Origin of the sequence: Herbaspirillum sp. meg3 (genome assembly GCF_002257565.1) — a bacterium.
Classification (GTDB): domain Bacteria; phylum Pseudomonadota; class Gammaproteobacteria; order Burkholderiales; family Burkholderiaceae_D; genus Herbaspirillum.
Genome location: NZ_CP022736.1, coordinates 2,787,090 through 2,800,374, shown reverse-complemented (window position 1 = coordinate 2,800,374; position 13,285 = coordinate 2,787,090). Strand labels below are relative to the sequence as shown.

Genomic DNA, 13,285 nt, shown 5'->3' with positions numbered 1-13,285 from the left:
TCCGCCGGTCGAAGTGCCGCCGCTTGATCCGACTCCGCAGCAAGATCCTATTCCTCACCAAAATCCGCAATGAGGAGCTGCACGCATGCATAACACGCCGCAAGATATTCCACCGACCGCGCCACCGCCACCAAAGGACATTCCGCCGGATGAGTACAACCCGGTTCAGGATCCTCCGCTCAATCCGACCGAGCCGGGAATTCCCGAAACCGATCCTGCCGAGCCGCCGCTGAAAATGTCTGCTGCGTCGATGTAGCAGAGCATTAGCGGGGCCGGAAATGGATGGGCTACCGTTCCGTCAGCCAGATGTTGGCGGAATTTCACCAGATTCACAGAGGAGTCATTATGGCTACCAGTACTCTCGATCTCGACGTCTTTCCGATCTCGGACCGTCAACTCAGCAAGGGGCACGACAATCATGCGCTTGGCCCGAGCGATACCTCCGATAGTGGCAGTGATATGACGAACATCGCTACAGAAGCCGACAGCGACTCCACCGGCACCGGCGAGCGCGCTTCGATTGAGCGCGGCAGCCGTGACCGTGCTCCCGAAACGCCGGAATCCGTCGAGCAAGTCGCGAGCGACAACGAACGCGGTGAGGATATTGTCGCCGCCGATGAGCGCGAGCTTGAAAAGCAGACGGACAGCGTCAAGGATGCCAGGAAGGGCAAGCGTGACCGGGATCTGGATGACGCGTTGGAAGATACCTTTCCGGCCAGCGATCCGATCAATCTGACGCCCGAATCGCCTAAAAAGGTCGCAAAAGGTCCTAACTCCAACTAACATGCTTGAATGGGTCGGCTAAATCCTTGGCTGACCACCATTTGATCGCTTTGCAATCTCTCTCGGCTGTGCATTGACCCGTCACGGGTCTCGCGCAGCCAGTCCTGAAGACCGGTTTCAAGCCGGCTGGAGGCTTGAAGCAGCACCGCTTCAGATCTCTTCCGGTTGCCAGAATCCCTCCACGCACCTATACTGCCGGGGTAGCATTGCCTTGGGTATCCTGCGTATTTCTTGCGCTGGATTTAATCGGGAAGCCGGTGCGTTCATCCAGATCATTCCTCTGGAAACCATTCCGGCGCTGCCCCCGCAACGGTAAGCGAATCAGCGAATCTGCATTCAGCCACTGTGTATGTGTCTTAGTTTTATCGACACGGCATGGGAAGGCGCAGATTCCGGTTCCGGTCAGATCATTCTCACCGCGAACCCTTCGCAAGCCCGGAGACCGGCCCTTGGTAACGACTTGTTTTGCATCGCGGAGGGCGATCGACGGACTGCTTCCCGGATTGCATGATGTTCCTGCAGCCGCGTTGTTTCCTCATTTTCCTTCGTGACGTTTCCGTTATTTCCGTTATATGTGCTGCGGCAGTCTTGTCAGCGACATGTCCGGTTTGGCTTCAACGCTTATTCGAAGGAAGACACATGGCTCTCACCACCGGCGCATCCGCCAACGACACCAGCACCATCGATTCCACCACTGGTTCCAGTTTGTGGCGCGACCGCATTTTACCGGGCATTGCCGCAGTAGTGCTGGGCGCAGGCTTGATCTACGCCGCCGGTTTTGCCTCCGCGGTGGAGCTGCACAACGCCGCGCATGACGGCCGCCATTCGGCGGGCTTTCCCTGCCACTAACAATACTATTCAGCGGAACAATTGAATGATGAATCTCGCAGTATTGCGGCGGATCGCCTCCACCGTCCTGTTGGCTGGCGCCTGCGCCGGCGTCTTGCTGACCGGTGTACAGCAGTTGCAGGTCTCCAAAATCATCCTCCAGGCGGAGGTCTACGAAGAAGCGGCTGCTGCCAAAGCTCATGAGCAGGCGCACGCTCATGAACACGAACAGGCGTCCGCGGTAACGCCTGCTGCCGGGGCGCCTGCAGAAGCGCACGAGCATGAACATGCAGGCGATGAATGGGAGCCCGCCAACGGTTTCGAACGCACCGCCTATACCGTGCTGGCCAATATCAGCATGGCAATTGGCTTTGGACTGTTCCTCGCTGCTGCAATCGTCATCAGCGGCAAGCAAGTGACCTGGCGTTCCGGTTTGCTGTGGGGTGTCGCCGGCTATCTGGTGTTCTTCGTCGCGCCGTCGCTGGGCCTGCCGCCTGAAGTGCCGGGCACTATGGCAGCGCCTTTGCATGCGCGTCAACTCTGGTGGGTAATGACGGCGGGAATGACCGCCGTCGGCCTGGGTCTTGGCGTGTACGCGCGTCACTGGGCGCTGAAGTTGCTGGGCGTGGTTTTGCTGTTCGTGCCGCATCTCATCGGTGCGCCGCATCCTGCCGTGCATGGCAGCGCCGCGCCGGAAGAACTGGCGCAGGCGTTCATCCACGCCACAGCCTTGGCCAACGGCATGTTCTGGCTGGGGCTTGGCGGACTGACTGGATACTTTTACAAGAAATTCGCTTAAGACTTTAAATCCAAAGCACAAATGCCGATCCGGCCCTGATGGGTCGGATCGGCATTTTAGCCATTAAAGAACTGAATACATGAGAACTCACCATCGGCACATCCTGATGTGCACCGGCCCGCGCTGCACCGAAGACGGTGTGCTGGCTGAGGCCATGTTTGCCGTTCTCGGCGAGCAGATCGACGCGCGCCCCGAGCTGCGCGTCAAGCGTACCCGTACGCATTGCATGGTGGCCTGCAAGGCGCAGGCGCCGGTGGTGGTGGTGTACCCGGAAGGCGTGTGGTATCGCTGCGAAGATGCCGCTGCGATTGAGCGTGTGGTGGTCGAGCATCTCGAAGGTGGGCAAGAAGTCACCGATCTGATTTTTCACCGCCTCGGCAGCGGCGACGTCAATCCCGAGGAAGTCGACAATGTCTGACCGCGCCACACAACCCGTCGCTGCACCTTCAGCACCCTCAGCACGTATTGCCGTGCTGACGCACGCTTCCACCGATCTCTCCATCCTGAATCACGCATTGACGCAAATGCCCGGAGATTTTCCGGCAACGATAGGCATCAATCTGCAAGGCGTGGAAAACGAAATCCGCATGAGCGAGCTGCTCCAGAACGAACTGGCGGACGCCGACATCATCGTGCTGCGCATCCTCGGTCGTCTCGGCAGCGTCGCCGGTTTTGCCGAACTGCTGCGCCATGCGCAACGCCAGGGACGCCATCTGATCGCGCTGAGCGGTGCCGGCGAGCCGGACGCGGAACTGGCGGCGGTCTCGACCGTGCCGGCCGATGTGCTGCGCGAGGCGCTGGCGTATTTTCACGGCGGCGGCAGCGTCAATCTGGCGCAGTTTTTACGTTTCGTATCGGATCGTTTGCTGCTGACCGGCTTTGCTTACGACCCGGCAGTGGCCTTGCCCGATCACGGCATCTACCATCCGGATCTGGAGCAGGATGCCGTTATTGCCGACTGGCTCAGGTTGCGCATCGACGTCGCAGGACGCCGCAAGCCGGCAGTCGGCATCATTTTCTATCGCGCCCACTGGATGAGCGGCAACACGCGTTTCGTCGACGCGCTGGTGACGGCGCTGGAGCGGCGCGGCATGGACGTGCTGCCGATCTTCACGGCGTCGCTGCGCACCTCGGCGGCAGATTCCGATTTCCCGGCAGCGCTAAGTTATTTCGCCGGCGAAGAGGGCGCGCACGTAGACGTCCTGATCAACACCACCTCCTTTGCCATGGGCGAAATCACACCGGGAGGCCCGACGCCTGCCGGCTGGTCGGTGTCCGTATTGGAAAAACTCAACGTCCCCGTGCTGCAAGCCATGACCAGCGGCATGACGCAGGAGCAGTGGGAAATCTCGACGCGCGGCATGAACCCGCTCGACGCCGCCATGAACGTGGTGCTGCCCGAATTCGACGGCCGCATCATCAGCGTGCCGCTGTCGTTCAAGACGCAGGCAGCAGGCTTGTCGGGCGATGTGGTGGAATTCCATCCGGTCGCTGATCGCGTCGAACGCATCGCCGGGCTGGCCGCACGCTTCGCCCGTCTGCGTGCACTCGCCAATGCCGACAAACGCATCGCCTTCATCTTCACCAATTCCAATAGCAAGGCCTCGCAGATCGGTAATGCTGTCGGTCTGGATGCACCTGCCTCACTGATGCGCATTCTGGAATCGATGCGTGACGCCGGTTACGCCATCGGCGATCTGCCCGAGAGCGGCAGTGCACTGATCCATACGCTGGTCGATCGCTGCTCCTACGACAATACCTATCTGACCAGCGAGCAATTGCAGCACGCGGTCGGCCGTGTGTCGGCAGAGCGTTACGCCGAATGGTTTGCGGAACTGCCTGAAGGACTGCAACAGAAAATAGAAGCGCAATGGGGCCCCGCGCCCGGCGTAGCTTACGTCCACGATAACCAACTGGCGTTTGCCGGTATTGAGTTGGGCAATGCCTTCGTCGCCTTGCAACCGCCGCGTGGCTACGGTATGGATCCGGATGCGATCTATCACCAGCCCGACCTGCCGCCCACGCATCACTACTACGGCTTGTATCGCTGGCTCAGCGACGAGTGGGGTGCGGATGCCATCGTCCACGTCGGCAAGCACGGCACGCTGGAATGGCTGCCGGGCAAGGGCGTCGGCCTGTCGGAGAACTGCTTCCCCGATGCGCTGCTGGGCGACATGCCGCTGTTCTATCCGTTCATCATCAATGATCCGGGCGAAGGCTCACAGGCCAAGCGGCGCGGCCATGCGGTCGTGGTCGATCACCTCACGCCGCCGATGACCACTGCCGACAGTTATGGCGCGCTGGCGCAATTGACGCAGTTGGTGGATGAGTACTATCAGGTTGAGGTGCTGGATCCATCCAAGCTGCCGCTGCTGCAGCAGCAGATCTGGGAGCTGGTCAAACAGACCAATCTCGACAGCGATCTGCAGATGAAGCTGCTCCATCACGATCACGACCACGATGACGAACACAGCCATCACCATCATCACGGACATGCGCATGGACACGACCACGATCATGACCACCATGATCACGATCATCCGCACGACCACAGCCACGATGGCGAACTGCCGGAAGCGCTCAGCGGCATGGGCGGCTCCGACGTTGCCCATCTGATCGAAGACCTCGACGGTTATCTGTGCGAACTCGGTGCGGCGCAGATCCGCGACGGCCTGCATATTCTCGGCCGCGCGCCTGATGAGACGCAGATGCCCGACATGCTGGTCTCGCTGACGCGCCTGCCGAATCAGGACATTCCAGGTTTACAGGAAGAAATGGCGCGCCTGTTCGGACTCAAGCTAGACATGCTGCTGGAGAACAAAGGCCAGCGCCTCAACGTTGACAGCGCTCTGGCGCGCATCGCAGGCCGAGCCGTGGTGACACGTGCCGATGCCATCGAAGCCATCGATTCTTTGTGCGTGCGCTTGATGCAGACGCTGCAAGATTGTGGCTACAAAGCCGACGCCATCGACGGCATCCTGACATCGATGTTCGGCGACCTGAGCATAGCCACGCCGCGCATGCAAACGGCATCCGTACGCCAGCCCGGCAGCGTGCTGGGGCAGATGAAGATGCAGGTGCGCGCCAAGCCTTTAGCCGTGGCGCCGCCAGTTACCATCTCAAAACCGTCGACGGACTCAGCTGATAAATTCGCATCTCTGCGCCGCGTCCTCGATTTCGCCTGCCGCCAGCTCTTGCCCAACCTGCATCGCGCCGGCGACGAGATCGGCAATCTCTTGCTCGGTTTGGAAGGCGGTTACGTGCCGGCTGGCCCAAGCGGCTCGCCGACACGCGGGATGGCGCATATCCTGCCGACCGGCCGCAACTTCTACTCAGTCGATCCGCGCAGCGTGCCGTCGCAGTCGGCATGGCGCGTCGGCCAGCAACTGGCACGCGAAGTGCTGGAGCGCCATCTGCGTGAAACCGGCGCGTATCCGGAGAGCGTCGCCATCAGCATCTGGGGCACCAGCGCCATGCGCACGCACGGCGATGACGTCGCGCAGATTCTGTGCCTGCTCGGCGTGCGCCCGGTTTGGCGTCCCGGCAATCGCCAGGTCTCCGGCATCGAAGTCGTGCCGCTTCAAGAGCTGCAACGCCCGCGCATCGACGTCACCACGCGTATCAGCGGATTCTTCCGCGATGCCTTCCCGCAACTGATTGACTTAATCGACGACGCCGTCAATGCCGTCATCGCGCTGGATGAGCCGCTCAATCAGAATTTCGTGCGCAAGCATTATCTGCAAGAACTGGGCGAATGGATCGGCAAGGGCCTTGACAAGGATGAGGCAGAAGAGCGTGCCGCCTATCGCATCTTCGGCGCCAAGCCGGGCAGCTATGGCGCCGGTATTCTCCCGCTGATTCAGGAAAAGAACTGGCAAGCCGATGCCGATTTTGCCGAGGCTTACATCAACTGGGGCGGTTACGCCTATGCGCGCAAGCTGGGCGACAAGCAGGGCAGCGATCAGCGGGATGCCTTCCGCACCCGTCTGTCGGGCGTGCAGGTGGCCTTGCATAACCAGGACAACCGCGAACACGACATCTTCGACAGTGACGATTATCTGCAATATCACGGCGGCATGATTGCGACCATTCGTGCGCTGACCGGCCAGCAGCCGCGCCATTATTTTGGCGACAGCCACGACCCGGCGCGCGCGCAGGTCCGCGATCTGAAGCAGGAAACCTTGCGCGTGTTCCGCTCCCGCGTGGTCAATCCGAAGTGGCTCGACAGCATCCAGCGCCATGGTTACAAGGGCGGGCTGGAGCTGACGGCGACGGTCGACTATCTGTTCGGTTACGACGCCACGGCGCAAGTCATGGAGGACTGGATGTACGAACAATTGGCGCAGACCTATGCCTTCGATCCCGGCATGCAGCGCTTTCTCGAAGAAGCCAATCCCTGGGCGCAGAACGCCATCGCAGAACGCCTGCTGGAAGCGGCAAGCCGCGGCATGTGGGCCGAGCCGCAGGCACAGACGCTGGAAGACTTGCGCCAGCTTTATCTCAAGAGCGAAACCTTGCTGGAGGCGCGTGGCGAAACCCCGCGCGGAGTTTGATATGAGTGTTCCTCTGTTTCCGCCGTTATTTCCATTCTCTGCCATCGTCGGCCAGCCGCAACTGAAGAATGCTTTACTGCTGTGTGCAGTTGATACCACGCTGGGCGGCGTCCTGATCCGCGGTGACAAAGGCACGGCAAAGAGTACCGCTGCACGCGCATTGACTGCGGTGTTGCCTCCTATTGAACGTGTTGCCGGCTGCGCCTTCAATTGCCTGCCGGGGCAGCCTGCCGAGCAGTGTGCGGTCTGCCAGGGCGACGCCAAGACGGTTTCCGCAACGGTGCCTTTTGTCACCTTGCCGTTGGGTGCGACAGAAGATCGCGTGCTCGGCACGCTCGATCTGCAACGCGCATTGAAGGGCGAGAAAAACGCCTTGCAACCGGGCCTGCTGGCTGCCGCGCATCGCGGCATTCTGTACATCGACGAGGTCAATCTCTTGCCGGATCATCTGGTCGACGTGCTGCTCGACGTTGCGGCGATGGGTGTCAACTCTGTCCAGCGTGAAGGTCTGTCGGTGTCGCATCCCGCGCGCTTCACGCTGATCGGAACGATGAATCTGGAAGAAGGTGATCTACGCCCGCAACTGCTGGATCGTTTCGGTCTCATGGTGGAAGTCGTTGCACCGCGCGACAAGATTTTGCGTGCTGAGGTCGTGCGCCGCCGTCTTGCCTACGAAGCCGACCCGCTTGCCTATGCCGCGCAATGGAATGACGAGCAGAATGTATTGCGCACACGTATCGCCGCTGCACAGGCTTTGTTGCCGCAAGTCGTCTTGAGTGACGCCTTGCTCGATCTGATCAGCCATTTATGCTGCGAATTCGAAGTCGCCAGTCTGCGCGCCGATATCGTCATGCACAAAACTGCGCGTGCTTTTGCGGCGTTGGATGGCCGTTTGCTGGTGACTCCTGACGACGTACGTGCGGCGGCTGAACTGGTCTTGCCGCATCGCCGCCGCCGCAAGCCGTTCGAGCAGCCCGGCCTGGATCAGGACAAGCTCGATGATCTGATGCAGGAAGCAATGCAAGCTCCGCAGCAGCAAGGCGGCAATGGACAGGATCAATCGGATTCCTCTTCTGATAGTGATGCTGAATCAGAAAATCAATCAGAGAAGCCGTCGGACAACGGCGACAGCCAGCAAGTATTCGCTGCCGCAGCTGTCGGCAACGCTCGCCAGCTCAAAGTCGATGCGCCGGTGAACAATGTCGCCACGCTCGCCGGCCGCCGCAGCGATTCCGCGGATGCAACGCGAGGCCGCATGATACGCGCCGTACCGGACAGTAATCCTGCCAGCCTCGCGGTCGGTGCAACACTGCGTTCAGCGGTCTTGCGCGGCGCCGCCGAAGGCGTACAAGAGGGCGCGGTGCAATTGCAGGCAAGCGATCTGCACGGCAAGGTCAAGGCCGGCAAGAACGCCAACCTGATCCTGTTCGTGGTCGACGCTTCCGGTTCGATGGCCGCGCAACGGCGCATGGAGGCAGTGAAGGGCGCCGTGCTGGCTTTGCTGACGGATGTCTATCAACGTCGCGACCAGGTCGCAGTAATCGGCTTCCGTGGCGACAAAGCTTCCGTATTGCTGGCGCCGACACGCAGCGTCGATCTTGCCGAACAAGGTCTGCGCGAATTGCCGACCGGCGGCCGCACGCCGCTGCCGCATGCCTTGCAACTGGCCTTGCAGACGCTGGAGCAATCCAATGGCACAGCACCGCCATTGCTGGTGCTGCTCAGCGACGGTAAAGGCAACGTCGCGCTGCAAAACGGCGGCGATCCCTGGCGCGAGACGCTGGCGCTGGCCGAGCAACTGGCTGCACGCGGCACGCCTGCGCTGGTGCTCGATACCGAAACCGGCTATGTCCGTCTGGGCCGCGCTGCGCAACTGGCGCAAGCGCTCGGTGCGCAATGCATGACGCTGGAAGAGCTGACGGCCGACAATCTGGCGCTGACGATTCGCGCCCGTATGACGCAATAGAGAATTAATCAAGGAACAACAATATGATTATTTGCATAGGTGCAGGCCCGGGCGATATCGGCTACCTCACCCAACGCGGTGCCGAGTTGATTCGCAATGCCGACGTGGTGGCGGGCTTCGACGCCGTCGTCAATGTCGTGCAAAGCATTATCCCGCCGACGGCGGAAGTCATCCTCATGAACTATCGTGATCAGGTCGCCCAGCTCGATCTGGTCGCGGTTGCACATCACGTCGGCAAGCGCTGCGTGGTGGTGTTCATGGGCGACATCCATTTCAGCGGCTTCCAGTATCTGGAACGCGTCGAGCGCGCCTGCGGCCATCCGGTCGAGACCTTGCCCGGCATTTCCTCCGCGCAAATTCTGGCGTCGCGCGCGAAGGTTTGTTTCGACGAAACAACTTTTATCACCTTCCACCGCCGTGGCGACCTGACGCCGTTCAAGCGCCATCTTGTGCATGTGCTCAATGACGGCCGCAATGCGATTGTGATACCGTGTCCGTGGGATGCGGCGCGCTCCTTCATGCCGCGCCATATTGCGGCCTACCTGCTGGAAAACGGCGTGCAGCCCGACCATCCGACCGAAGTCTGGGAAAACCTCACGCGCGGTGAAGCAGAGTGGCACGGCACCCTGGCCGAATGCGTGGACAAGGAGTTCACCGACATGAGCATCATGCTGATTCGTACCCATACGCCCATGGACAGCCAGATCGAGCCGCCGCCGGGCACATCTGCCAAGTCTGCGGAGGTCGCATGAGCGTAGTGCCCGCCGATATCGTCAGTGGTGCAGTCACCCCTGTTGACAGTGTTGGCAATGTTGACAATGCGGCAAGCTACGGCATCGTGATCGCCGGTCACGGCAGCCGCGACGCCGACGCTGTGCGCGAATTCGAAGCGCTGGTCGATATCGTGCGCGCCCGTGCGCCAGGCCGCGTGGTAACCCACGGTTATCTCGAATTTTCCAGTCCTACCATCAGCGAAGCAGTCGAAGCCAATCTGGCCGCCGGCAGCAAACAGGTTGCCGTCGTACCTGGCGTCCTGCTGGCTGCGCGTCATGCCAAGAACGATATGCCGGCCGAAGTATTGGAGCTGGCGCGCAAGCATCCCGACGTCGATTTTCATTTCGGCGGGGCGATGAACCTGCATCCGCAATTGCTGCAACTGGCGCAGGAACGCGTGCTCGCCGCCGAAGCACAATCCACACAAACCATTCGTCGTGACGATACCTGTCTGGTGCTGGTCGGCCGCGGCACTACCGATCCCGATGCCAACGGCGAAGTGTCGAAACTGGCCCGCATGCTGGAAGAAGGCATGGGCTTTGGCGGCGTCTACGTTTGTTATTCCGGTACCGCAAAACCGCTGGTCGCAGATGGCTTGCGTGCGGCGGCCTTGCTTGGTTTTGCGCGCATCATCGTGTTGCCGTTCTTCCTGTTCGATGGCGTGCTGGTGAAACGCATCTATGCCGCCGCCGATGACTTGCAGCAGCGCGAGCCGGGGCTGGAAGTGCTGAAAGCCGGCTATTTTGGTGTGCATCAACACGTTGCCGACGTCATGCTGGAGCGTGCGCGCGAGGCGGTCGAAGGACGTGCCGCCATGAATTGCAGCCTGTGCAAATACCGCGTGCAGATCGTCGGCTTCGAAGAACAGATCGGCGAGCCGCAGCGCGCGCATCACTTGCAGGTGCGCGGTTTGCTCAATCGCGAGACGCTGGCCGCTGAACCGAAGACAGAGTTCCCGCCGTATGTGCCGCACCCGATCGAGAAAGAAAGTTTCGAGATCATTGCATCCGGCCGCGACTGGTCGATGTTCCCACCGGCGCATCTGACGGCGTTGCAGCGGCTGGTGCACACCAGCGGCGATTTCAACGCGGTCGATGACATCTATTTTTCTGCTGGTGCAATCGAAGCCGGCATTCGCGCCATCTTGCGCTGCAAGCGTGTGGTGACCGACGTAACGATGGTGCAGACCGGCCTCAAGCGCGCACTGGTCGAACAGCTCGGCATCGAAACCTGGTGCGGCGTACACGACCGCGAAACGCACCTGTTGTCGCAGGCGCAAGGCATCACGCGCTCGGCAGCAGGTGTACGTCGCGCATGGGAGAAATTCGGCAACGACATCATCCTCGCCATCGGCGATGCACCGACTGCGATTGTCGAGACCACACGCCTGATCCGCGAGCACGGCTGGCGGCCGCAACTGGTGATCGGCTTGCCGGTTGGTTTTGTCGGCACGCGTGAAAGCAAGGACGATCTGCGCCGCTGCCTGCAAGTACCGCGCATCACCAACAGCGGCACGCGCGGCGGGTCGCCGTGGGCAGCGACGGTGGTCAACGCCTTGATGATCGATGCGATCGGACAAGTTATTGCAGCGCAGGAAGCGGAGTCGCAAATAAATGCAGGAGCTTGAACGCGCTGAATTCGACCTGACCGTGCTGGCCCCGAACGGCCTGCGGCGCGGCAGGACGACCGGCAGTTGCGCCACTGCGGCAGTGAAGGCTGCGCTGACCATGCTGTTGCGTGACGAAAAAATCGACAAGGCGGAAGTCAGCCTGCCGGACGGCAAGCACTATTTACTGGTGCCGATACAAGACGTCCGGGTGCTGGATGAAAAACGTGTGCGTGCCGAAGTCCTGAAAGACGGCGGCGACGATCCGGACAACACGCATGGCGCGACGATCTTTGCCGAAGTGGCGCGCAACGATATCGGCGAGATTCGCTTCCTGGCGGCGACCGGCGTCGGTACCGCGACGCAGCCCGGTTTGCGCGTGGCGGTCGGTGAACCGGCCATCAATCCCGTTCCGCGCCAGATGATGCGGCTGGCGGTGAAGGAAGTACTGGAAGAACTGGGTATGCAAGGCAGGATAAGCTCAGGTTTCGATCTCGCCATCGGTTGCGAGGACGGCCAGAAGATTGCGCAGAAGACCTTTAATCCGCGTCTGGGTATCGTTGGCGGCATCTCGATTCTGGGCACGTCGGGCATTGTGGAGCCGATGTCGCTGGCCTCGTGGATCGCTTCGATTGAAGTGTATATCCGCGTGGCGCTGGCCGATGAGAGCAGGCCGAACGGCGTCGCCGCTTGCGTGGCATATCTGCCGGGCAAGATCGGCCGGACTTTTGCGCGTGATGCGTTGGGCTTGCCGGAAGTGCGCTCGGTGCAGATCGCCAATTTTCTCGGCGACGCGCTGGACTTCACGCAGACGGCCCTGGCTGAGCAGGGCGCAGAGTTGGACGTATTGTGGCTGGCGGGTCATCCCGGCAAGCTGGCCAAAGTGCTCGACGGCGTATGGGATACACATTCGAGCAAGAGCAATATGGCGATGGGCGGTGTGGCCCGCGTAGCGTCGGAACTGGCGGCGACGCTGGGATTTTCGCCCGTGCTGATCGCCGAGATAGAAAGTGCAAACACAGTGGAAGCAGCAATCGAACGTTTGAAGGATGAACCGGGCTCAGTCAGCTTGTGGCGCGACATCGAAGCGCGCATCGCCACGCTGGCGCAGGCGCGCATGCCGTCGGTGAAACGCGTCGAGGTGCGCCTGTTCGATCTCGACGGCAATTTGCTGGGAGGTCATTGATGACGACGACCGCAAAGGAAAAGGCACAACGCGGCATGTTCTGGGGCATCGGCGTCGGTCCCGGCCCGGCGGGTTATTTGCCGCTGGCAGCGATGCAGGCCTTGCAGCAGGCTGATCTGATCTACGTGCCGCGCGCCAAAAGCGCCGACACCTCCGTCGCGCTGCAATGCCTGGAAGGCGTGGCCGTCGCGCCGGAACGGCTGCGCGAAGTCGAGTTCAACATGGACCCCGACCGCAACGTGCTGCGCGAACATTACGCGCAACTGGCGCAGGATATCGCCGCCGAATTGCAGGCCGGTCGCAGCGTGGCCTATCTGACCATCGGCGACACGCTGACGTATTCGACGTACGGCTACATCCTGGCGGCGCTGAAGGATTTGCTACCGGAATTTCCGCACCGGACGTTTCCCGGCATCACCAGTTATGCGTCGGCTGCCGCCGCGCTGGACTGGTCGCTGGGCGTTGGCAAGGAACGCACGCTGATCCTGCCGTGCCCGGACGATCCGGCGAGCCTGCAGCATGAGATCGAAACCCACGACATCGTAGTGCTGATGAAAGTCGGTGCGCGCCTGCCGTGGGTGCTGGCGTTGCTCAAGGAAATGGGCATCGCCGAACACTGCGCCTTTGCCCGCCGTATCGGGCTGGACGGTGAAGTATTGGCAAACGACTTGCGCGAACTGGAGGCGGGCGATCGGGATCATGCCGTAAGCGGCTATCTGGCGACCATGCTCATTCGCAAGACCGCATTGGAAAAGAGGCATCAGGCATGAAGGTGAATTTATGAAAGTCT

Annotated in this window: 11 protein-coding genes and 1 riboswitch; all 11 genes read left to right on the top strand. The window is 61.0% G+C overall.

Going from position 1 to position 13,285, the window contains the following annotated elements:
• Positions 1 to 85: 85 nt before the first annotated feature.
• The 11 genes from hmeg3_RS24955 (at position 86) to cobI (ending at position 13,265) form a co-directional block, all read left to right on the top strand.
• Entirely contained in the window at positions 86 to 256 is a 171-nt protein-coding gene (locus tag hmeg3_RS24955) for a hypothetical protein (RefSeq protein WP_198361695.1), read from the top strand.
• Between the two features lie 89 nt (positions 257 to 345).
• Positions 346 to 783, top strand: a complete 438-nt coding sequence (locus hmeg3_RS12460; protein WP_094566306.1) for a hypothetical protein — start codon at positions 346 to 348, stop codon at positions 781 to 783.
• Between the two features lie 196 nt (positions 784 to 979).
• Positions 980 to 1,249, top strand: a riboswitch (cobalamin riboswitch).
• Positions 1,250 to 1,422: 173 nt separating this feature from the next.
• A complete protein-coding gene (locus tag hmeg3_RS12455) occupies positions 1,423 to 1,632 on the top strand; it encodes a CbtB domain-containing protein (RefSeq protein ID WP_094563995.1) in 210 nt (69 codons plus the stop codon).
• Positions 1,633 to 1,660: 28 nt separating this feature from the next.
• Positions 1,661 to 2,410: a CbtA family protein gene (locus hmeg3_RS12450; RefSeq protein ID WP_094566304.1), complete on the top strand. Its 750-nt coding sequence runs from the start codon at positions 1,661 to 1,663 to the stop codon at positions 2,408 to 2,410.
• Positions 2,411 to 2,489: 79 nt separating this feature from the next.
• On the top strand, positions 2,490 to 2,828 hold the full coding sequence (locus hmeg3_RS12445) for a ferredoxin (protein ID WP_198361694.1): 339 nt from the start codon (positions 2,490 to 2,492) through the stop codon (positions 2,826 to 2,828).
• Positions 2,821 to 6,963, top strand: a complete 4,143-nt coding sequence (locus tag hmeg3_RS12440; RefSeq protein ID WP_094563993.1) for a cobaltochelatase subunit CobN — start codon at positions 2,821 to 2,823, stop codon at positions 6,961 to 6,963. The genes hmeg3_RS12445 and hmeg3_RS12440 overlap by 8 nt, the downstream gene beginning before the upstream one ends.
• A gap of 1 nt (position 6,964) precedes the next feature.
• Entirely contained in the window at positions 6,965 to 8,929 is a 1,965-nt protein-coding gene (locus hmeg3_RS12435; RefSeq protein WP_094563992.1) for a putative cobaltochelatase, read from the top strand.
• A 23-nt stretch (positions 8,930 to 8,952) separates the two neighbouring features.
• Positions 8,953 to 9,681, top strand: a complete 729-nt coding sequence (locus tag hmeg3_RS12430) for a cobalt-precorrin-7 (C(5))-methyltransferase (protein WP_094563991.1) — start codon at positions 8,953 to 8,955, stop codon at positions 9,679 to 9,681.
• Positions 9,678 to 11,330: a precorrin-8X methylmutase gene (locus tag hmeg3_RS12425; protein ID WP_232511631.1), complete on the top strand. Its 1,653-nt coding sequence runs from the start codon at positions 9,678 to 9,680 to the stop codon at positions 11,328 to 11,330. The genes hmeg3_RS12430 and hmeg3_RS12425 overlap by 4 nt, the downstream gene beginning before the upstream one ends.
• Positions 11,317 to 12,495 (top strand): cobalt-precorrin-5B (C(1))-methyltransferase CbiD, encoded by a 1,179-nt coding sequence (gene cbiD / locus hmeg3_RS12420; RefSeq protein ID WP_094563990.1) that lies wholly within the window; start codon positions 11,317 to 11,319, stop codon positions 12,493 to 12,495. Before hmeg3_RS12425 ends, cbiD begins: the two co-directional genes overlap by 14 nt.
• On the top strand, positions 12,495 to 13,265 hold the full coding sequence (gene cobI, locus hmeg3_RS12415; protein WP_232511630.1) for a precorrin-2 C(20)-methyltransferase: 771 nt from the start codon (positions 12,495 to 12,497) through the stop codon (positions 13,263 to 13,265). Before cbiD ends, cobI begins: the two co-directional genes overlap by 1 nt.
• Positions 13,266 to 13,285 lie beyond the last annotated feature (20 nt).